The organism is Bounagaea algeriensis, assembly GCF_054491375.1.
The window spans coordinates 2231448-2251442 of the sequence record NZ_CM137102.1 but is presented as its reverse complement, the minus strand read 5'-3'; the positions used below and the strand labels follow the sequence as shown (position 1 = coordinate 2251442).

Genomic DNA, 19995 nt, shown 5'->3' with positions numbered 1-19995 from the left:
ACGCGAGAAAGATCCGCCGCAGTATACGGTGACGTTCATGTGTCGCATGCTGAATGTGCGTCGTCAGGGCTATGACGAATGGCTCGACAAAGAGTCCACACAGCAGCAACGCCGCGATGAGACCTTAACGGGCAAGATCACCGCCATCATGCAGCGCCATCGGCACCGGTTGGGTACCCGGCGCGTGCGTGACCAGCTTGCCCGGCTGGGCGAGGCGGTCTCGCGACCAGCGGGTGCACCGGCTCATGCAGGCTGCTGGCCTGCGGTGTCGGCACCCGCGCCGCCGACGTGCCAGCGCCGGCCAGGACGGCGAGCAGTCGACGCTGGCCGACCTTGTCGGCCGCGACTTCACCGCCACTGCCCCCGATGAGAAATGGGTGGGCGATATCACCTATCTTGCCACGGACGAAGGGTGGGCGTATTTGGCGACCGTGCTGGACTGCTACTCCCGCAAAATCGTCGGCTGGCGTCTGGACACCCATCTGCGTGCCGAATTGGCAACTGACGCACTCGGCGACGCGATCGCACGACGCAACCCCGATAACACCATTTTCCACTCGGACCGCGGGTGTCAATACACAAGCCACGTCTTTCGGGGCTTCTGTCGCTTCCACGGTATCCGCCCATCCGTGGGAGCCACCGGTGTCTGTTTCGACAACAGCGTCGCCGAGTCCTTTTTCGCAACCCTGAAAAAGGAACTTATCCACGGGCATCACTGGGCCAGCGTCAACGACCTGCGGATCGCCGTGTTCCAGTTCATCGAGGGCTACTACAACCGCCATCGACCGCACTCGGCGATGAACTACCGAACCCCCGAGGAACAGGAAGACGAATTTGCCAAGCTCACCCTGACTGCGGCATAATCAAGTGTCCGCTCAAGCGGGAACACTTCACGATCCCATCCTTCCGGATAGACCAACCATGCTTGGTCGGCCTCGCGCAACGCTGGCACGAACTGGGGCACGTTGTGTTCTGTCATCGCACTCTCGCTGAGTGGTTCCCAGCTGAGACGGCTGCGTGCCCGGTTCAGCTGGTAACCGTGGTCAGGTCGAGTTGGGTGTCCATGTTGAGTCGGAATCGCCCGTAGGGGTTGATGTTGGACCAGAACAGAGGGCTCAGCGCCCGGTGGTCATGTTCTCCGAGCAGTTCGGCCCAACCGGGAGTATCGAGGACGTTCTGCAGCAGCAGCGTGTTGACGTGCACCAACGCCGACTGGAGTAGGTGCAAGGCGAGCATGGAGACTTCGGCGGACTCGCGGTCGGGCCCGGTCAGGTCACCGTCCTTGCCGTAGAAGATGACGCCGTTGCCGGAGTTCCAGTTCTCTACGACCTGCAGCCCACCGTGGACCTCGCGGCGCAGCTCAGGGTCGGTGAGGTAGTCGCAGGCGAAGATCGTGCGCACCGCCCGGCCGAGTTCTTCCAGGGCTTGGTAGGTGGGGTGTTTCGGGCCTCCGCGGGTGAACCGGCGCAGGATCGACTCTGACTCGGCGGTGCCCAGCCTCAGGGCGGTGGCGTACTTGACCATCTGGTCGTATTGCTGGGCGATGAGATCCCACTTGATCGGGCGGGTGGTCACCGCTCCGAGATGGGCGTACGCGGCGTCCTCGTCGGGCCGGTAGAGCCGGATCGAGCCGATGTTCTTCAGGCGCGGCAGTAGCCGGAAGCCGAGCAGTTCGGTGAAGGCGAACCCGACCACGCTGGCGCCGTGGGTATCGACGTAGTTGGCCTCGATCTCGGCGTCGGTGCAGTGCCGCAACAAGCCCTCGATCATCGCCGCGACCTCCGACGACGAGCAGGACTTGAGCTGGGAGTAGATGCAGGTGTGTTTGCGCTCGACGTGCCAGTAGATCATCACGCCTGGGCCGCCGTAGCGCTGGTGCCACTCGGTCATCAGGTTCGACTGCCACGAACCGAACTTCTTCGAATCGCTGGCACAGGCGGTGCCCTGTCCCCACCACTGCGGATCGCGGGCTTCGAAGGTCGCGTTGACCAGCTTGCCCACCGCCGCGCGGAGGTTTCGCGGGTGATGAACTGCTGGCGCACGTAGCGCAGTGCGGCCTCGGTAGCCGGGCGGAAACCCCACGCCGTGCGGATCTGGCGACGATGATACTCCATCGTGCGAGAGGTGAACGAGTACTTGGCGAACTCGGACGGACCGACCTGCACCTGCGTGGCGACGTAATCCACCGCCTGGGCCGGAATCTCTTCCGGATACGCCGGAAACCGAGCCTCGATCTCGAAGAACTTCAACACCAGCGCGAACCCCAGCCGCGTGGCGCCGGTCTTGTTACCCACCAGCCGCCAGTCCTCACCGACCAGCGTCCACGACCCGATCAGCTCTTCAGAATCCCAGCTCTGCCGCACGCGCGAAGGCTATCGCCGCAGCAAGAGACGACGATCACATGGTCTGGCTACTTTGCGGCTGGCCGTAGCAACCGGAGAACTGGGCCCAGACCGAGCACATACACCGCTAGCGGCACACCACACTCCTTCCCGGGGGCTGGGGAAGAACCGGGACAGAACGCTAAACCCTTATCGGTCGTCTTCGCGTGGCGCAAGGCCTGACCGAGCGCTGCCTCCACTGTGGATTCTCAGCGCGGCGCCCGAACACCGAGCACCGGCACTTTCAGGAGCAGACCGCGCCTTCGGCAGCCGAACCGACCAGACGCGCGTACTTGCCCAGCACGCCCTTCCGATAACGGGGTTCCCGCGGCGTCCACGCCTGCTTGCGCCGCGCGAGCTCGTCATCGTCCACCAGCAGGTCCAGCGTGCGCTGCTGCAAGTCGAGCCGGATGCGGTCACCGTCCTCGACCAGCGCGATCGGCCCCGCATCCGTCGCCTCCGGCGCGACGTGGCCGATGCACAGCCCGGTGGTGCCTCCGGAGAAGCGGCCGTCGGTCAGCAGCAGGACGTCCTTGCCGAGACCCGCACCCTTGATCGCCCCAGTCACCGCGAGCATCTCGCGCATTCCCGGACCACCCCGCGGGCCCTCGTAGCGGATCACCACGACGTCGTTCGGTTGCAACGAGCCCGCCTCGACGGCGTCCATCGCTCCCTGTTCCCCGTCGAAGACGCGGGCGCGCCCGTCGAACTCCGCGGAATCGAACCCGGCGCTCTTGACCACCGCGCCCTCGGGAGCCAACGAGCCGCGCAGGATCGTCAGGCCGCCCGTGGGGTGCAACGGGTTCGACAGCTCGTGGATCACGTCCCCGTCGAGCTCCGGCGGCTCCAGCCGGTCCAGGTTCTGCGCAACGGTCCGCCCGGTCGCCGTCAGGCAGTCACCGTGCAGCATCCCCGCGTCCAGCAACGCCTTCATCACCACCGGAACACCGCCGATGCGATCCACGGTGGACATGACGTGCTGGCCGAACGGCTTCACGTCCGCCAAGTGCGGAACCCGGTCGCCGACCCGGTTGAAGTCCTCCAGCGTCAGGTCGACATCGGCTTCCCGCGCGATCGCGAGCAGGTGCAGGACCGCGTTCGTCGAGCCGCCGAACGCCATCACCACGGCGATCGCGTTCTCGAACGCTTCCTTCGTCATGACGTCTCGCGCCGTGATCCCCTGATCGATCATGCCCACGACGGCCTGGCCGGCTTCGCGCGCCCCCGTGTCCCGGCGCCGGTCCACCGACGGCGGGCTCGCCGAACCGGGCAACGACATCCCGAGCGCTTCGGCCGCGCACGCCATCGTGTTGGCCGTGTACATGCCGCCGCACGCGCCCTCTCCCGGGCAGATCGCGCGCTCGATGCGGCCGACTTCCTCCTCGGAGATCAGTCCCCGCGAGCAGGCCCCCACGGCCTCGAACGCGTCGATGATGGTCACTTCCCGGCCGTCGACCTTGCCGGGCAGGATCGAACCCGCGTACACGAAGACCGAGGCCAGGTCCAGGCGCGCCGCGGCCATGAGCATCCCAGGCAAGCTCTTGTCGCAGCCGGCGAGCAGCACGGAGCCGTCGAGGCGTTCGGCTTCCATCACGGTTTCCACCGAGTCGGTGATCATTTCGCGGGACACCAGGGAGTAGTGCATCCCGACGTGTCCCATCGATATCCCGTCGGAGACCGAGATCGTGCCGAACTCCATCGGAAAACCGTTCGCCTCGTGCACGCCCTGCTTGCTGGACTGCGCCAGCCGCTGCAGGGAGAGGTTGCACGGCGTGATCTCGTTCCAGGATGAAGCCACGCCGATCTGCGGCTTTCCGAAGTCCCCGTCGCGCATCCCCACGGCCCGCAACATGCCTCGGGCCGCGGTGCGCTCGATCCCTTCGGTCACCTCGCTGCTGCGAGGCTTCATCCTGTTCGACAGCTCATTCGTCTTCTCGCTCGCGTCCACACCGCGACTCTAAACCAGGGCAGCGTACCCCTTGGGTTCTAGTGGTCGTCGCAACACCCCGGGGTGCTCTCACTCGTGTGCCTGCTATCCCGGTGTTGATCATCTGGGGTGTACTGGCCGGCGAGGTGATCTTGTGGCAGACCACGACCACACCGACCGCCGCGCCGAGATCCACGCGATCGCTCGGGAACTGGCTCAGCACCACGGCCGGTTCGCCGAACCGGTCACCGACGTGACGCACTGGCTGCAGACCCACACGCACCGGCAGACCGGCGCGCTGCTGGTGGTTTGGGACCGCGCAGACGCGGCCGTGCTCGAACGCGAACACCCGGACGCGGAGGTGTTTCAGGCAGCACCGCGGATCCGCTACCGCGACTCTGGCGCGGACCCACCTGATGAGCTGCCCCGCAGCCGCCCACCCCGTGACTAGCGCACCGACCGGCGGTCACAGCGTGGTGCCCTCCGCGGGAAACAGCACGGTTTGGTTCGGGCCGGAGTCGTCGAGTTCGGGGCGCAGCCGGCGGCACCGGCGGCAGGTCACCACCCGTTCGGTGGGCAGCAGTTCGGCGTGCGTGCCGTGCCCGGCGAAACCTTGCCGGCAGGCCGGGCCGGGCAGCTCGTGCCCGTCGATCCAGTCGAACCACGCGGTGGCGTGCGCGACCGCGGAGCGGCCGACCATGAGCCGGCGGCCGGAGAACGCGCGCGCCATGCTCGCGGCGATCGCGGCGGGACTGCCCCGGTGCGGGTGCGACTGCACCCGCGCGTGCTCGGTCATGGCCCTATTCTCGCCGCCGAGCCCCGGCGACACACTCCTCCGCCCGACGCACCCGCACTTCCCGCGGCAGGTCGGCCGAGATCGAGTCTCTGAGTGGGCCTGGTGTTCCTGAACGTGTCCCAGAGGCAAAGTATGGCGTTATGGCTGGGAAAGACGCTGATATCGACAGCTGCTGGCTCGGTGGCCGTGGTCGCGTTCGTCTGTGTGGTAGTTCGGTGAACTGCGAAAATCCGCTATCTTGCAGCTCAGGTCAGTTTCGGGAGGAACCAGGTCGGGGCCTGGTTCCGTGAGAACGCTAGCGCTTATCGTTGCCGGTCACAGCGTTGGAGACGAGCACGTGGCCGGTAGCTGAAGCTGGCTGAGCCAGTCTGCTGACCAGAGGTACCGTTCACTCCTTCCCGAGTCTTCTCCAGGCCCCTTCAGTGGTCGGCAGCGTGGTGCGCGCCGCACACAGTGCAGACAAACCGCCCATCAGAACTCGCGGCAGTATCCGCGGTGGGCTGCAGAGCGCGCCAGCCACAGACAGCGCAAGCCACAGCCGAGGGCACGGTCGGCGGGCCCATCGGACAGGGGAGTGTCGATCTAACGGTGTAACTGCGGTGCCTGGAAGGCTCAGCCCGAACGCTGAGCCAGGAAGGGACCGTCAATGACGACCACGGAACAACAACCGCAGGAGCCGGAACAGTCGGCGGGGTCGCAACCGCGGGTGGATCCGGAGCTGGTGCGTCAGCTGGCGCAGCGGGCTGCCGACGAGGGGGTGGACCTGGCCGGCCCGGGCGGCTTGCTGCAGCAGATGGCCAAGCAGGTTCTCGAGACCGGTCTCGAGGTCGAGATGAGCGAGCACCTGGGCTATGACAAGCACGAAGTCACTGGTCGCGACGGCGAGAACTCCCGTAACGGCACTCGTGCGAAGACGGTGACGACCGAGGTCGGACCGGTCGAGCTCGAGGTGCCGCGTGACCGGGAGGGTTCGTTCGAACCGAAGACCGTGCGCAAGCGGCAACGTCGACGGCACGGGGTCGATGAGATGGTGCTCTCGCTAGCTGTTCTGCATCTGGAGGTTGGTGACGCGGTGCGGGGCAGCTGAAGCGGGTGGCTTGTTCCCGATAGCGGTGTGTGCCCGATGGTAGTTGTAGTGGATGTTCCGGCGGTGTAGCCAGTGGCTGCGTTCGGCCTCACTGTTCCAGGCTCGTGCGTAGGCGAACTCGGCGGCCAGGATGCGCTGGTAGCGCTCGACCTTGCCGTTGGTTTGCGGCCGGTGCGGGCGAGTTCGGCGGTGTTCGACGGTCGCAGGTAGGGACCGGGCGAAGGCGCGCGAGCGGTAGCACGACCCATTGTCAGTGATCACTCGTTGGATGGTGTGGATACCGTGTGCGGCGAAGAACGCGCGTGCTCGCGTGAGAAACGCGGCGGCGGTGCGGCCCTGTTCGTCGTCCAGGGCTTCGGTGTAGCCAGGCGGGTGTAGCCATCCACGGCGGTATGCCACTAGCGATAGCCGACCTTCTGGCGCCGAGCACGGTGGTCGGCTTCGGTGCCACGGCCGTGCACGCGCCATCCCCCGCCGTCGGGGATCGCGCCGATCTTTGTGACGTCCACATGGATCATGTGGCCGGGTTCGCGGGCCTGGATCCGGCGGACCTGCCGGTTACTGTTGCCGGTGACATCCCGGTCACGCAGCCGCGAGATCCCGAGCCGGACCAGCCACCGATGCACCGTGGCCAGACCGATCTCGCGCCCCTCGCCGGCCAGCTCCCGCACGATCAACCGCGGGGACAGCTTGTGTTCGCGCCGCAGGTCGGCGATGCGCGTCACCGTGGCAGCCGACGTGTGGCTCGGGCTCGACCACGGTGTGCTGCGGCGGTCCACCAGGCCCTGCTCGCCCTGGTCACGGTAGCGGCCCACCCATTTGCTCAGCGTCTGCCGAGCGATACCGGCCTCGGCGGCCACGTGCCCGATCGGACGGTCGTCCTCGGTGACGCGCACAACGAGGCGACGACATCCCTCCGGCGTCAACGGCGCGTTACTGTGCATGATGCGGGTCTTCCTCCGCTGACGGGTGCATGAGTTCGCGCTACACACCCTGCGGGGAAGACCCGCCCATCGTCAGCAACTCAACGCTGTCAGCAACCTCATCGAACACAACACTTAGGTCTCCGCAATACGGTGGGCGCCGCAGACGAGACAGATCAGCCGGCCGCTGCAGGTGGTGGGGCCCGCGGTGCCATCAGCTGCGCGCAGGGCGTGCCAGCCGCAGACGTGGCAGGGCCAGAGGAACGGCCGGACCGGCACGGGACCATCGGATAACGCGCTGATGGAGACACCGTCCTACGCCAACGCATTCCCCAGCCGTGCGCAGTTGCAACACTGGGGCACGGACCTCGCCGAGGCGGTCGACGATCGGCAGGTCGATGCGGCCGCGCTGGTTGAGCTGCTGGCCCTGCTGCGGCGTCTCGGACGCGATGCCGGCTGGCTGGCCGATGTCGTGCTGTTGCTCGCGCGGGAACAGGGGGCGGCCCTGCCCGGACTGGCCCGTGCGTGGTCGCGCACCGGCCAAAGCACCTACACCCACGCCCCTGATGCACGGATCCACAAGCTCGTCGACGGCTACGGCTCGGCGGCGGGCGTGCTGCAGGCGTATCTGGCTCTGCCCTCCAGCCCGGCCTTCCGGTAGCACACGCCGAAAAACCAACGGTTACTGCCCGTAAGGGGCGGGTACGCGTCGAGCTGGGTTGAGACGGACGGGTGCAGGTGTGGGGCTTGCTGTAGGCGCAAGAACCGGTTCGGTACTGGTCAGCGGCATCGCGACGGGCGCACGAGTCCGGAGGGCCTTTACCGGCGCAACCGGCTCCACCCCGCTTGATTGGATTGCAAAAATCACAGGAATTATCAGGGTGTCACCAGTTTCTACCCCACATAGGGGTGGTCTTTTGTGATGTGCTGCATACGTCGCAAGCCACGCGCCGTCACGGTGTTCTACTGCAGTTGGATGATCATTCAGCCATCGTGATGTCATGATCAACAAAACCCTGTTTCGGAGCATGGCATGCATGTAGCGTCCGAAGACGTCATCGCAACCGCGCAATTGGAGTTTTCAAATGGCGCACGTGTACGAGGACGCGCTCGTGCTTAATCGACTCACCGGTGGCCGGCTGTCAGTCCGCGATGGGGCCCTCGTGGACGGAAAGCACATCATCGTCACTCGCTACTCAACCTACGACAAGACCTATCCACAACGGTGGAACACGGTTAAGGTCGGCGAAGACGAATACGGAAACGACATCATTCACATCGAGCAGTCCAACGAAAACGGGACCTTCCGCGTAGACGTTGGCAGTGACGACCCCGAGGCCGATGCCAACCCCGTGCTGCTCAAGCAGGCCAACGACTCAGATCGGCAGAAGTGGCGCGTGTGGAAGGACGTCGCCGGCGAAGGTCATCTGGTGAAGCTCTGTTCGCACGTGGACACGTCCGTCGTGATGTGCGTCTACGACTACGGCGGATACTGGACTCTTGTTGTCCGGAACAGGGAGATCTCCTCGGTTGATCGCCTCTGGTACTTCAACGACCAGGCACACAAGGACATCATCCCGAACTGATCAGGAACTGCTGCTGAGGGAATGATACTTTTCCACTTGGGTTGAGTGCCCGCGTGGATGATGGTTCGGACGACGTTGGCGATCCTGTTCACGCGATCCGGGATTTGAGCAGATTGTGCGGAGGATCTTTCCGCGTGTGCATTCCGCATCCGCTCGTTTCCGGAACTACTGATATGGGCGTGGACGGAGTTGGCGACTTGCTGGTTCGCCGAAAGTCGAGAGCGCTGACCGGCCTCCGGTTACGGGATTGGCGATAGTGCGGCACGCCAACATACGCATCTGGTTGTGCGCTTCTGGGCATGCCCAGAAGCGCACAACCCTGCGGACGGGTTCGTCGACGGTGTTGTTCGCCGACGTCGACATGCCGGACCGAGCACAGCCCCGAGAGGTACGGACACCGACTTGGCAGGGTGATCGCCACCCCCTCGGGCTGTTGGTAAGGCGGTTGCTAGCAACCGCCTTACCAACAGCCCGACTCCGGGGGTTAGGGGTTCATCTTGCAGATGCGGTATCCGTCTTGGTATTCGCGCACGGCGACGTGTTGCGTCCCGGTTTGCCTGCCCTGCGGGGTGTGCGCGGAGGCCACGAGTGTCACGTCGAAGTGGAAGTCCTCCGCGTGCTCGACGGTGACGTTGTCGACGTCTGCGGGGTGCTGGCGCATCGCGGTGATCACGGCGCTGCGCCGTTCCTCGGGAAGGTGCAGCAGGTTCCGCGCCGAGATGTAGAGATCCTCGCAGGACAGGGACAGCAGCCCCTGCAAGTCTCCCTGGTTGCGCGCGTCGATGTAGCGCCGGACGGCCTGGTCGACCTCGTGCTGCGCGGAGGTGCTCGGGCTTGCCCCGGCGTCGCAGGCGAGTAGCGTCGCGGCGCCGAGGGCAGCCAGGCACAGGGACAGGGCGCGCCTCATCCCACGACCGCCCGCAGCGAGTCCGTGGGCAGCACGGTTGCGGAGCTCGGCGCCATTAGTACTGCAGCCGGACTTTGGTGATCGTGGCTGGTGAGGGCCGGTGCAGACGAGGACGGCCACCACGTGATCATGATCAGGTGTGTCGACTCATCAAGATCGTGTGGTGGCCGCAAGCCACAGCATAGACCCTGCCGGGTGGCAGGCGGAACTGGACATGTTGATGCAGCGAGTGGCCGACCGGTTCGCCCGTATCGAGACCCGCAAGCGCGCGCGGGCGCTGGTGCAGGGCCTGATGGCGGACTTGCCCACCAAGAACTGCTGGTCGTTGGCCGAGCACGCCGGGGACGCCTCGCCGGATGGGATGCAGCACCTGCTGCGCAAAGCCGTCTGGGACGCCGACGTAGTCCGCGATGACGTGCGTGACCTCGCTGTGCAGCATCTCGGCGATCGGCAGGCGGTGCTGGTGCTGGACGAGACCGGCGACCTGAAGAAAGGCCGGCACACCGTCGGGGTGCAGCGCCAATACACCGGCACCGCTGGCAGGATCGAGAATGCCCAGGTCGCGGTGTTTGCCACCTACGCCACCGAGGCTGGGCACACGTTGATCGATCGGGAGTTGTATCTGCCCCGCTGCTGGGCCGACGACCTGGACCGGCGTCAGGCGGCCGGGGTGCCCGAGGACGTGGAGTTCGCGACGAAACCGCAGCTGGCCGCCCAGATGATCACCCGAGCGGTGCAGGCTGAGGTTCCGGTCCGGTGGGTGGCCGCCGACGAGGTCTATGGGGGTAACACGACCCTGCGCAGGCAGCTGGAAACCCAGCAGCTGGGCTATGTGCTGGCCGTATCGTGCGATCACCGGGTACGCACCAGTGCGGGGACTACTCGGGCCGACACCGTGGTCGCGAGCCTGCCGAGACGGGCCTGGCAACGTGTCTCGGCCGGAGCCGGGGCGCACGGGCAGCGCTACTATGACTGGGCCCTGGTCGAGCTGGACGAGCCCGACACAGTCGGGAGGCGGTGGCTGCTGGCCCGACGCAACCGCCGCACCAGGGAGCTGGCCTACTACCGTTGTCACAGCCCTTCCCCGGTGCCGCTGTCCACACTGGCCCACGTGGCCGGACGACGGTGGACCGTCGAAGAGTCCTTCCAAACCGCCAAAGGACACACCGGGCTCGACCAGCACCAAGTACGCCGGTGGCACTCCTGGTATCGCTGGACAACGCTGGTGATGCTGGCCCACACCTTCCTGGCCATCACCACCGCCGCCGCCCGCGCACGACCCGCGCCAGCCGAACAGATCCCGCTGACCCTGCCCGAGATCACCCACCTGCTGCACGCCATGACGGGCGCCTCACCCGAACAGGCCGCCCACATCCTGACCTGGTCCACCTGGCGACGGCGCCACCAACACCGCGCCCGAAGAGCCCACTACCAGCGACAACGCAACCGCGAACCATGAACTACGGCTGCAGTACATAGAGCAACGGTAGCGCGGGGCACCGACGCCGGCGGCGATTTTTTCGGCTCGCTCGCGAGGCGGCTCGGGCCGGATCGTCGAACGACATTGTCGCGGTTTTCCTCAGATCCCGAGCACTGCTGTTTCGACCAGGCCAAAGTACAGGGCTGGGAGCGCACCCACCAGCAGCCACGGGGTGAGAAGCGTGTAGTGGAGTACTCGTCGGGCGCTGGCAATGCCCAGCGCGCCGACGAATACCGAAAGCGGTAATGCGAATGGGGATTCGAGGAGGCGGTGTGGGCCTCGTGGGCTGAAGCTCCATCCCAGAAAGCCGGCAATGAACATCGAGCAGTACATGAAGAACACGACCAGTACGAGGGCTACAGCCCAGCGCACTGCGATGTTGATCAAGCGTCGGTCCACCCGAGGTCACCTCACAGAAAGGTCCGCTTGCCGCGATCATCTCACCGGACGTACTGGGGATGAGAACCGAATACGCCGGACACGGGCTGCGTTGAGCGTGTCGTCACTCCCGGTTCCATCCCAACTCCCGCCCAGGTCCGTTCGTCTCAGAACCACGCTTGTGATACGAGGACGCGACGGAGGTTCCGCGGGCCGTTTCCCCAGGATCGACCGTCTCAGGTATCCGTCGCGCAACTGAGGTCGCGGAACCTTGTTTATCATCAAGTTCTGAGACATGATCGCGGGATGGAGATCGGCTACGCCCGCGTGAGCACGTCCTCGCAGACCTACGACCGCCAAGTCGACGAACTCACCGCCGCCGGGGTGGACCGGAACTACATCTACGCGGACAAGAAGACCGGTAAGGATTTCGACCGGTCCGGACTCGACGCCGCTCTGGCCTACGCCCGCGCCGGCGACACCCTCGTCGTCACCAGCCTCGACCGACTCGGCCGCTCCCTGCCCGGCGTGTTCAGTGTGATCGGCGAACTCGACAGCCGCGGCATCAACCTGAAGTCGCTGAAGGAGTCCATCGACCTGTCCACCAGCGTGGGGCGCATGCTCGCCGGCATCTTCGCCTCCCTCGCGCAGTACGAAGTCGACCTCATGCACGAGCGCGCCGCCGATGCCCGTGCTGCCCGCGAAGCCCGCGGCGGCACCTCCGGCAGGCCGCGCAAGCTCACCGATGCGCAGGTTCGGCACATCCGGTTCCTGAAGAACCAGAAAGCTCGGTCTGCGCAGGAGATCGCGGCCGACGTGGGCGTGTCCCGCGCAACCGTGTACCGCGCACTCGACCTGGGCGAGACGTCCCCTGCCACTACTAAGGGGGCCACTTGAGGACGTCGACCGCGTGTGGTCGAACTCCGCCGCAGCCCGGTGGTCGGTAACCGCGGCCGAGTGGTCGCAGGACGGGGCGACAACATCACTCCGCGCTCTCGGGTGGTTCGAGGTAAGCCCCACCGGTGATGCCGAGGGCGCGGAGCGTGCCGAGCAGGTGCTCGCGCAGGACGTTCTTGGCGCGTTCGGGGTCGTTGTCGCGGACCGCGGTGGCGAGCGCGGTGTGCTGCTGGGTCAGCCGGGCGCGGTCGGTGTGCGTGCGGGCGGTGGCGGTGATGCGCATCTGCTTGTCGCGCAGGGTGGTGTAGAGCTCGGTGACGACGGGGTTGCCGGCGGCCGCGACGAGTTGGGCGTGGAAGTCGCGATCGGTGCTGTGCAGCGCCGCGTCGGTGGGGTCTTCGGCGGTGCAGGCCGGGTGCGCGGTGAGTTCGGTCCCGACGGTGGCCATGGTCTCGGGGCCTTCGGCGGCGAGTTTGTCGATGGCGAAGGTTTCCAGCGAGAGGCGCGCTTCGAGCACCGAGCGCGCTTCGGCGGGGGAGACGGGGACGACGAAGGCGCCGCGCTTGGGGTACAGCCGCAGGAAGCCTTCGGTTTGCAGGCGCAGGAACGCCTCCCGCACGGGGGTGCGGGACATGGTCAGGGCGCTGGCGATCTCGCCTTCGGACAGCAGGTGGCCGTCGGGCAGGCTGCCGTCCAGCAGGCCTGCTTTGAGGTGCTGGTAGGCGCGGTCGGCTGCCGGCACGTCGCTGTTCGGCGTGGCGCCGTTGTCCGTCCCCGCGTTGTTCGTTTCCGATGTTGCGCTCGACACGGTGCCATCGTACTGCCCCGCTTCTTGTATCTAAGATGGATACAAGATTTGGGGAGGTAGTCGTGTCAGCACCCGCGGGCAGTGTGCGCAGGAGCGCGCGCCCGACATCGCGTTTCGCCCTCGATGGTGCGGGGGCCTGGATCGTCTGGGGCATCGGGGCCGTGTGCTACATGGTGGCGCTGTTCCACCGCGCCAGTCTCGGTGTGGCCGCGCCGCAGGCGCTGGAGCGGTTCTCGGCGGGCCCGGCGCTGCTGTCGGTGTTCTCCGCGCTGCAGCTGGGGGTGTATCTGGCGTTGCAGATCCCCGCAGGTGTGCTGGCCGACCGCCTCGGCCCGCGGCGGGTGATCTCCGTCGGGATGCTGTGCCTGGCTGTCGGCTCGGCCGTGTTCGGCTTCGGCGCCTCAGCAGTGGGCGGCATCGTCGGCCGCATGCTCATCGGCTTCGGCGACGCGTTCATGTTCACCAACGTGCTGCGGCTGGCGGCGCACTGGTTCACGCCGCGCCGCTTCGGGCGGATCGCGGCGCTGACCGGCCTGGCAGGCGGGTTGGGGCAGGTGGTGGCGACCCTGCCGCTGAGCCTGGCGCTGGACTCAGCCGGCTGGGTGGCCACGTTCGTCGTCGCGGCGGTGGCCACGGCCGCCCTGGCCGCGGTGGCTGCGGCGTTCCTGCGCAACCAGCCGCCGGAGGCTGCTCCCGCCGCGCCGCGCGAGGAACGCGCTCCGGCGGAGCGCGTGGTGGATTCGCTGCGCACGGTCGTGCGTCAGCGCGGCACGCGGTATTCGTTCTGGGTGCACTTCGTGCTCATGGCCCAGTTCGTGGCGATCACGACGCTGTGGGGCGGGCCGTGGTTGACGGAGGCGCAGGGGCACGGCGCGGCCGAGGTCGGTTCGCTGCTGCTGTTGTGCGTGGCCGGGTTCTTGGTGGGAACGTGGTTCAGCGGCCAGTTCATCGCCGGGTGGCACCGGCGACGCGAGGGGTTCACCCTGGGCATGTCGCTGCTGGTGGTGCTGTGCTGGGCTGTGCTCGTGTTCTGGCCGACGGTGTTGCCCTCGGCGGTGCTGTTGGTGGTGCTGCTGGCGATCGGTTTCGCCGGCGGGGCGGCCATGCTGGCCTTCGACGGTGCGCGTGCGGCCAACACCGCTGAGCGGTCGGGCACCGCGTCGGGTGTGGTGAACATGGGCGGGTTCACCGCTGCGGTGCTCGTGCAGTTGCTGGTGGGCGCGGTGCTGCAGTGGGTGGCGGACATGCCGGCCGCGGCGGCTTACCGGTGGGCGTTCGCGCCGGTGCTCGCGTTGCTGGTCGTGGGCACGGTGGCGCAGGGCGCGTCGTCGTCGCTGCGGCGCCGCGGGGCTCGCGCGCTTCGGCGCTCGCGAGCTGTCAACACTTGACACGTCATGTGTAGTGTATGTGTCTGTTTGTTGACAGCTCGTTCGTCGTTTGTTTGTATGAGGTCCGCACCCGGCGAGCGGTCGGTCCGTTCCAGTGTGCGGTGGTGACGCCCTTCCCTGGGGGTAGGGGCGTCCCCGCGCCACCTTCGTCGTTGCGGGCCGCGCCCGTGTTGAGCCGGTGCGAGTCACGCGCGAGCGGTGTGGGCGCGCCCGTCTCGCTCATGGGAACGGCCGGTGCTGCGGCCGTGCGGCTCGTCGGCGAGCCGGTCGAGGAAGGCTGAAGCGGTGGCGGGTGTGCCGGCGGCCGTGCACGCCTTCGCGTGATCGACTGCGATGTCGCCGGTTTCGCCTGCCGGGTTCTTCGACGGTGCATCCTCGTTGTGCCCGGATGTTGGCGCCGTGACCGGGGTGGTCAGCGGTGGGGGCCGGGCGCGTCGGCCGGCTGTGTTTCGCGTTGCTGCGGAGCTCGTGCGCCGTGGTTGTCAGCCGGGGCCGGTGTGGTGGATGGCCTCGCGTGGTGTGCCACGGTTGTGATGGCCGCCGTGTTCGCGGGGCGGGGTGTGGTCGTGGAGATCGCCGCGCCGCTCGATGAGGTAGCATTGTCGACAATTGACCGGTGCCGGCGGAGGAAGGGTGCGGCGGCGTGTTCGTGACCGCCCCGCGGCCGTTGAACGTGCGCGGTGCAGCGCGGTCGGTGCGTGGCGCGGGCGCCGAGAGGGGCAGTTGTCGCCTGATGCGAGGAGATGATGTGCGTGTTCGACAACGGTCGGTGGGGCGCCGAGGATCCCGCTCCGGGCGAGTTGGAACCGGTTCAGCGGCGGTCGACGGCGGCGATCGTGGCCGACCAGTTGCGGTCGGCCATCATGTACGGCTCGTTGGCGCCGGGCAGCCAGTTGGGCGAAGCCGAGTTGGCGCAGCGGCTGGGTGTGAGCCGCGGACCGTTGCGGGAGGCGATGCAGCGGCTGGTCGCCGAAGGATTGTTGCACAGCGAACCGCACCGCGGGCTGTTCGTGATGACTCTGGACGCCGAGGACGTGCGTGATATCTACCTGGGCCGGTTCGCGGTGGAGCGGGCGGCCTGTGAGCAGATCGTGCGCACGCGGAGCGCGGCGGCGGTGACGGAGCTGGCCGAGGTGCACGCGCGGATGGTCGCCGCGGCCGAGCAGCCCGACCCGGTGGCCATTTCGGATGCGGACCAGGAGTTCCACGAGGCCCTGGTGCGGGCCTCGGGCAGTGCCCGTCTGCAGCGGATGGCGGCCACGCTGCTGGTGGAGAAGCGGATGTGCCTGACCGCGTTGCAGGACAAGTACCAGGCCGACGAGCAGGCGCTGGTGGACGAGCACCAAGGGCTGATCGACGCGATCGAGGTGGGCGACGAAGGCCTGGTGCTCTCGCGGCTGCGGGCGCACATGCGGGATGCGCTGCGCCGGTTGAACGCCTCGTGGACCGACGAGGACGAGCTGTAGCGGCGCCGGCGGGCCGTGGCCGGCGCCGCCGGCGGGTCACATGCCGCCGATGTTGACGTATTTCGTCTCGAGGTATTCGTCGATGCCGAGTCGGCCGCCTTCGCGGCCGATGCCGGAGTGCTTGACCCCGCCGAACGGCGCGGCCGCGTTGGAGACCACGCCCTGGTTGAGGCCGACCATGCCGGCTTCGAGGTGTTCGGACACGCGCAGCCCGCGCGTGAGGTCGCGCGTGTACAGGTAGCTGACCAGGCCGTACTCGGTGTTGTTGGCCAGCTGCAGCGCCTCGTCCTCGTCGGTGAAGGTGGTGATCGGCGCGACGGGGCCGAAGATCTCCTCGCGGTTCATGCGCGCGGCGGCGGGCACGTCGGTGAGCACGGTGGGGGTGTAGAAGTAGCCGGCGTCGCCGGTGGCGTTGCCGCCGGTGCGCACCTGGGCGCCGCGTTCGAGGGCGTCGCTGACGAGTTCGCTGACCTTGTCGCGCTGGTCGGCGTCGATGAGCGGGCCGACCTCGACCTCGTCGGAGACGCCGCGGCCGAGCCGCAGCCGGCTCATGCGTTCGGCCATGCGCGCGGCGAAGTCGTCGGCCACGTCGGCGTGCACGTAGAACCGGTTGGCTGCGGTGCAGGCTTCGCCGATGTTGCGCATTTTGGCCTGCATGGCTCCGTCGACGGCGACGTCGAGGTCGGCGTCGTCGAAGACGAGGAACGGGGCGTTGCCGCCGAGTTCCATGCTCGTGTTGAGGATCTGGTCGGCGGATTGGCGCAGCAGTGTGCGGCCGACTTCGGTGGAGCCGGTGAAGGAGACTTTGCGGGTGCGCGGGTCGGCCAGCAGCGGTTCGATCAACTGCCCGGAGTGCCGGGTGGGGACGAGGTTGAGCACGCCGTCGGGCAGGCCGGCTTCGCGGAGGATGTCGGCCAGGGCGAGCATGGACAGCGGTGTTTGGTGGGCGGGTTTGACCACCATGGTGCAGCCGGCGGCGATGGCCGGTCCGATTTTGCGGGTGCCCATGGCGGCGGGGAAGTTCCACGGGGTGACGAGCACGCACGGGCCGACCGGCTGCCGGTGGGTGAGGATGCGGCCGCTGCCGCTGGGGGAGATGGCGTAGTCGCCGGAGATGCGGACGGCTTCTTCGGAGAACCAGCGGAAGAACTCGGCGGCGTAGGTGATCTCGCCGCGCGATTCGGCCAGTGGTTTGCCCATTTCCAGCGTCATGAGCAGGGCGAGGTCCTCGTGGCGCTGGTGCATGGTTTCGTGGGCGCGGCGCAGGATCTCGCCGCGTGCGCGGGGGGAGTAGTGCGCCCAGGCGGTGTGGGCTTCGGCTGCGGCGGCCAGCGCGGCGCGGCCGTCTGCGGGGGAGGCGTCGGCGACGTGGCAGAGTTCCTTGCCGGTGGCGGGGTCTTCGACGGCGAAGGTGGTTTCGGCGGCGCGCCACGAACCGTTGATGAGCAGCTGTTTCGGTGCGGCGTCGAGCACGGTCGTTTCCCGCGGGTGCTCGTGCGCGGTGAGCTGGGGCATGCGGGGTCTCCTGTCGCAGCGTGCGGTGGTTGTGTTTCTCGGCGTGCCGTCGAGGGCTCGCGGGTCGATCGTAGGGCGGTTGCGCGGGATCGTTCGACCGCGCGCGGTTCGGGCGAGTCGGTGTGATGTGGCGCCCATCCCCGGTGCGTTCTTGTGCCCTGCGGTGATGGTGATGATCTGGGGGTTGTGCGGCGGTGGATGCCGTCCCCGGCGGGGGTGTCTGGGATGCTTCTGCGCGATGGACCGCCCGCGGGCGCGGGAGGGAAACCGACGAGCCGGGTGTGGTGCGCATGAGTGACTGGTCGGCGAGACCGCCATCGAGGGGCCGCGGGGCGCGCGGCGGGGGCAGCTACGACTACTACGCCGGTCGCCAGCAGCAGCGCCGGCCGCAGTCGCCGCCGCAGGACCAGCGGCGTCCGTCCTCGCCTCCGCCGCAGGGGCGGCAGCCGCGCGGTGGGCGCAAGCGGCGGTGGCCGCGGCGGTTGGGCGTCGTGGTGCTGGTGCTGCTGCTGGCGCTGGGCGGGTTGTTGGTCTACGTGGACAGTCAGCTGCAGCGCACCGAGGCGTTGGACTTCTCGGGAAACGCTGCTGACAGCGCGGGGACGAATTGGCTGCTGGTCGGTTCGGACAGCCGCGAGGGGTTGGACGAGTCGCAGCGCGATGAGCTCTCGGCCGGTGACGCCGGCGGGCGCCGCACGGACACGATGATGCTGCTGCACGTGCCGGCCGGTGGTGGCCAGCCGGCGTTGATCAGCCTGCCGCGGGATTCGTACGTGCAGGTGCCGGGGCACGGGTGGGACAAGTTGAACGCGTCGTTCTCCTACGGCGGACCGCAGCTGCTGTCGCAGACGGTGGAGGGGGCCACCGGGGTGCACATCGACCGGTACGCCGAGATCGGGTTCGGCGGATTCGCCGATCTGGTCGACGCGGTCGGCGGGGTGAACATGCACCTGGACGAACCGTTGAACGACGACAGGGCGAACGTGCACCTGCCGGCCGGACAGGTGCACCTGGACGGGCCGACGGCGTTGGGGTTCGTCCGTGCCCGCTACGGCCTGGAAGGCGGGGACATGGAGCGCGCCGAGAACCAGCGCAAGCTGCTGGGGGCGCTGGTGGACAAGGCCACGAGCCCGGCGGTGCTGCTCAACCCGTACCGCGCGTGGCAGCTGGCTTCGAAAGGGCCGCAGACGTTCTTGGTGGACAACGGTGCGCACGTGTGGCACTTGATGTTCTTGGCGCGGTCGATGGGCCAGGTCAGCAGCGGCGACGGGGTGACCACGAGCGTGCCGTTCGGCGAGTTCGAAACCACTCCGGAGGGGCAGTCGGTGGTGCGCTGGGACAGCGCGGACGCCAAGCGGATGTTCCAGGCCGTGGCGAACGACGAGCCGATCCCGCAGGATCTGCTGGGGCAGTGAGCGTGCCGTGGGCCACCCGCCCGCCGGGGTGGCCCACGCGTTCGGCAGCGACGTCGGTGCGCGCTGCGGACCTGGTCATCCTCGGGCGAGGGCGGCGAGGTCGTCGAGGGTGCCGTGGAACTCGTCCTGGCCGCCCGGGAAGGCGCCGCGGGTGCCGTGCTGCCAGATCGTGTGGCTGTCCCAGCCTGCGGGCAATTCGCCCACTTCGGGCCCGTAGCGCGCGATCCACAGGGGGCTGTTGCCGGCGAAGCCGGGGTTGGCGCCGGTGCATTCGTTCCACCACGCGGCGTTGGTGTAGATGATCGGGTGGCGGCCGGTGCGGGCGTTGTAGGTGTCGCTGAACTCCTGCAGCCACCGGGACATCTCGTGGCCGGAGAGCCCGTAGCAGTTCTGCCCGTAGGGGTTGTTCTCGATGTCGAGCACGCCGGGCAGGGTGCGCCCGTCGGGGCTCCACGCGCCGCCGTGGTCTGCGAAGTAGTGCGCCTGCTCCGCACCGGAAGACACGTGGGGCAGGGCGAAGTGGTAGGCGCCGGTGAACAGCCCGGCCGCGCGGGCACCGTGCCACTGCGCGGTGTAGGCGTCGCTGCGGAAGCCGGTGCCTTCGGTGGCTTTGACGAAGGCGAACCGCGTGCCGGCCGCGTGGGCCTGGTGCCAGTTGATCGGCGGCTGGTGGCCGGACACGTCGAGGCCGGCCACGGTCCCGGCGGGTTGTTCGCTCGGGGCTGCGGCCTCGGCGGTGGCCGCGGGGGTGGTGGCCAGGGCGGACAGCGCGGCCAGCGCCAGCGCGGGCAGCAGCCCGGCGCGGCGGGGGCTTCGGGGGCCTCGGATCGGCTCGGGGGTGTTCGGCGATGTCACGGGCGGTGCCTCCCTGCGGTCGGGCCTGGTCGTCGCGGCTGTGCGGGGCGCCTCCGCAGCAGTCCGGTCGGTGCGTGATCGGAGGCTAACCGCGTGTGACGATCTGTGCTCGTTGTGCACGGGCGTGTCCTGTGGTGCGGATGGTGATGTGCCTCTCCCGATTGGAGTTTCACGCTTGCGTCCGGT

16 protein-coding genes and 4 pseudogenes are annotated in these 19995 nt (G+C 67.8%); 10 read left to right on the top strand and 10 right to left on the bottom strand.

Annotation, left to right across the window (positions count from 1 at the left end; all coding sequences use genetic code 11):
• Positions 1–188: 188 nt before the first annotated feature.
• On the top strand, positions 189–863 hold the full coding sequence (locus tag ACVGV2_RS10200; protein WP_459165806.1) for an IS3 family transposase: 675 nt from the start codon (positions 189–191) through the stop codon (positions 861–863).
• Positions 864–1026: 163 nt separating this feature from the next.
• On the opposite strand, the pseudogene ACVGV2_RS10195 reads toward ACVGV2_RS10200, so the two are convergent.
• The 3 genes and pseudogenes from ACVGV2_RS10195 to ilvD all read right to left on the bottom strand — a co-directional run.
• Positions 1027–2051, bottom strand: a pseudogene (locus ACVGV2_RS10195) (transposase); the annotation flags it as partial.
• 33 nt (positions 2052–2084) lie between these two features.
• Positions 2085–2363: pseudogene (locus ACVGV2_RS10190) on the bottom strand (DUF4158 domain-containing protein); the annotation flags it as partial.
• Between the two features lie 262 nt (positions 2364–2625).
• Positions 2626–4290, bottom strand: a complete 1665-nt coding sequence (ilvD, locus tag ACVGV2_RS10185; RefSeq protein WP_459165946.1) for a dihydroxy-acid dehydratase — start codon at positions 4288–4290, stop codon at positions 2626–2628.
• A 172-nt stretch (positions 4291–4462) separates the two neighbouring features.
• Between ilvD and ACVGV2_RS10180 the strand changes: the two genes are divergently transcribed.
• Positions 4463–4759 carry a hypothetical protein gene (locus ACVGV2_RS10180; RefSeq protein ID WP_459165805.1) on the top strand — a complete coding sequence of 99 codons (297 nt, stop codon included), beginning with the start codon at positions 4463–4465 and terminating at the stop codon, positions 4757–4759.
• A 15-nt stretch (positions 4760–4774) separates the two neighbouring features.
• Here ACVGV2_RS10180 and ACVGV2_RS10175 read toward each other — a convergent pair whose 3' ends face one another.
• Positions 4775–5104 carry a hypothetical protein gene (locus ACVGV2_RS10175; protein ID WP_459165804.1) on the bottom strand — a complete coding sequence of 110 codons (330 nt, stop codon included), beginning with the start codon at positions 5102–5104 and terminating at the stop codon, positions 4775–4777.
• A 646-nt stretch (positions 5105–5750) separates the two neighbouring features.
• Between ACVGV2_RS10175 and ACVGV2_RS10170 the strand changes: the two are divergent.
• Positions 5751–6173, top strand: a pseudogene (locus ACVGV2_RS10170) (transposase); the annotation flags it as partial.
• Here the strand turns inward: ACVGV2_RS10170 and ACVGV2_RS10165 are convergent.
• A pseudogene (locus ACVGV2_RS10165) lies at positions 6144–7138 on the bottom strand (IS481 family transposase). The pseudogenes ACVGV2_RS10170 and ACVGV2_RS10165 overlap by 30 nt on opposite strands.
• A gap of 277 nt (positions 7139–7415) precedes the next feature.
• Here ACVGV2_RS10165 and ACVGV2_RS10160 point away from each other — a divergent pair.
• The gene (locus tag ACVGV2_RS10160; protein ID WP_459165803.1) at positions 7416–7775 is read left to right on the top strand and encodes a hypothetical protein; all 360 of its coding nucleotides are present in this window, start codon (positions 7416–7418) and stop codon (positions 7773–7775) included.
• Positions 7776–8208: 433 nt separating this feature from the next.
• Positions 8209–8700: an RICIN domain-containing protein gene (locus ACVGV2_RS10155; RefSeq protein ID WP_459165802.1), complete on the top strand. Its 492-nt coding sequence runs from the start codon at positions 8209–8211 to the stop codon at positions 8698–8700.
• Between the two features lie 484 nt (positions 8701–9184).
• Here ACVGV2_RS10155 and ACVGV2_RS10150 read toward each other — a convergent pair whose 3' ends face one another.
• The gene (locus tag ACVGV2_RS10150) at positions 9185–9607 is read right to left on the bottom strand and encodes a hypothetical protein (protein ID WP_459165801.1); all 423 of its coding nucleotides are present in this window, start codon (positions 9605–9607) and stop codon (positions 9185–9187) included.
• Between the two features lie 220 nt (positions 9608–9827).
• On the opposite strand from ACVGV2_RS10150, the gene ACVGV2_RS10145 reads away from it, so the two are divergent.
• Positions 9828–11066, top strand: a complete 1239-nt coding sequence (locus tag ACVGV2_RS10145) for an IS701 family transposase (RefSeq protein WP_459165823.1) — start codon at positions 9828–9830, stop codon at positions 11064–11066.
• Positions 11067–11186: 120 nt separating this feature from the next.
• Here the strand turns inward: ACVGV2_RS10145 and ACVGV2_RS10140 are convergent, their stop codons facing one another.
• The gene (locus tag ACVGV2_RS10140) at positions 11187–11474 is read right to left on the bottom strand and encodes a hypothetical protein (RefSeq protein WP_459165800.1); all 288 of its coding nucleotides are present in this window, start codon (positions 11472–11474) and stop codon (positions 11187–11189) included.
• A gap of 297 nt (positions 11475–11771) precedes the next feature.
• Between ACVGV2_RS10140 and ACVGV2_RS10135 the strand changes: the two genes are divergently transcribed.
• The gene (locus tag ACVGV2_RS10135; RefSeq protein WP_459165799.1) at positions 11772–12362 is read left to right on the top strand and encodes a recombinase family protein; all 591 of its coding nucleotides are present in this window, start codon (positions 11772–11774) and stop codon (positions 12360–12362) included.
• Between the two features lie 85 nt (positions 12363–12447).
• On the opposite strand, the gene ACVGV2_RS10130 is transcribed toward ACVGV2_RS10135, so the two are convergent.
• The gene (locus ACVGV2_RS10130; protein ID WP_459165798.1) at positions 12448–13170 is read right to left on the bottom strand and encodes a GntR family transcriptional regulator; all 723 of its coding nucleotides are present in this window, start codon (positions 13168–13170) and stop codon (positions 12448–12450) included.
• Between the two features lie 62 nt (positions 13171–13232).
• Here ACVGV2_RS10130 and ACVGV2_RS10125 point away from each other — a divergent pair, with 62 nt between their 5' ends.
• Together ACVGV2_RS10125 and ACVGV2_RS10120 are read left to right on the top strand one after the other, a co-directional pair.
• Positions 13233–14558 (top strand): MFS transporter, encoded by a 1326-nt coding sequence (locus ACVGV2_RS10125; RefSeq protein ID WP_459165797.1) that lies wholly within the window; start codon positions 13233–13235, stop codon positions 14556–14558.
• Between the two features lie 752 nt (positions 14559–15310).
• Positions 15311–16024 carry a GntR family transcriptional regulator gene (locus tag ACVGV2_RS10120; protein WP_459165796.1) on the top strand — a complete coding sequence of 238 codons (714 nt, stop codon included), beginning with the start codon at positions 15311–15313 and terminating at the stop codon, positions 16022–16024.
• A 36-nt stretch (positions 16025–16060) separates the two neighbouring features.
• Here the strand turns inward: ACVGV2_RS10120 and ACVGV2_RS10115 are convergent, their stop codons facing one another.
• Complete coding sequence (locus ACVGV2_RS10115) at positions 16061–17539, bottom strand: NAD-dependent succinate-semialdehyde dehydrogenase (RefSeq protein ID WP_459165795.1); 1479 nt, start codon at positions 17537–17539, stop codon at positions 16061–16063.
• 290 nt (positions 17540–17829) lie between these two features.
• Here ACVGV2_RS10115 and ACVGV2_RS10110 point away from each other — a divergent pair, with 290 nt between their 5' ends.
• Complete coding sequence (locus ACVGV2_RS10110) at positions 17830–18954, top strand: LCP family protein (RefSeq protein ID WP_459165794.1); 1125 nt, start codon at positions 17830–17832, stop codon at positions 18952–18954.
• A 75-nt stretch (positions 18955–19029) separates the two neighbouring features.
• On the opposite strand, the gene ACVGV2_RS10105 is transcribed toward ACVGV2_RS10110, so the two are convergent.
• Positions 19030–19809 carry a lysozyme gene (locus ACVGV2_RS10105; protein ID WP_459165793.1) on the bottom strand — a complete coding sequence of 260 codons (780 nt, stop codon included), beginning with the start codon at positions 19807–19809 and terminating at the stop codon, positions 19030–19032.
• Positions 19810–19995 lie beyond the last annotated feature (186 nt).

Bases quoted from the DNA above. Each gene is read 5' to 3' on its own strand.
- ilvD (WP_459165946.1), bottom strand. From the start codon at position 4,290: ATGAAGCCTCGCAGCAGCGAGGTGACCGAAGGGATCGAGCGCACCGCG.
- ACVGV2_RS10175 (WP_459165804.1), bottom strand. From the start codon at position 5,104: ATGACCGAGCACGCGCGGGTGCAGTCGCACCCGCACCGGGGCAGTCCC.
- ACVGV2_RS10160 (WP_459165803.1), top strand. From the start codon at position 7,416: ATGGAGACACCGTCCTACGCCAACGCATTCCCCAGCCGTGCGCAGTTG.
- ACVGV2_RS10150 (WP_459165801.1), bottom strand. From the start codon at position 9,607: ATGAGGCGCGCCCTGTCCCTGTGCCTGGCTGCCCTCGGCGCCGCGACG.
- ACVGV2_RS10145 (WP_459165823.1), top strand. From the start codon at position 9,828: ATGCAGCGAGTGGCCGACCGGTTCGCCCGTATCGAGACCCGCAAGCGC.
- ACVGV2_RS10135 (WP_459165799.1), top strand. From the start codon at position 11,772: ATGGAGATCGGCTACGCCCGCGTGAGCACGTCCTCGCAGACCTACGAC.
- ACVGV2_RS10115 (WP_459165795.1), bottom strand. From the start codon at position 17,539: ATGCCCCAGCTCACCGCGCACGAGCACCCGCGGGAAACGACCGTGCTC.
- ACVGV2_RS10110 (WP_459165794.1), top strand. From the start codon at position 17,830: ATGAGTGACTGGTCGGCGAGACCGCCATCGAGGGGCCGCGGGGCGCGC.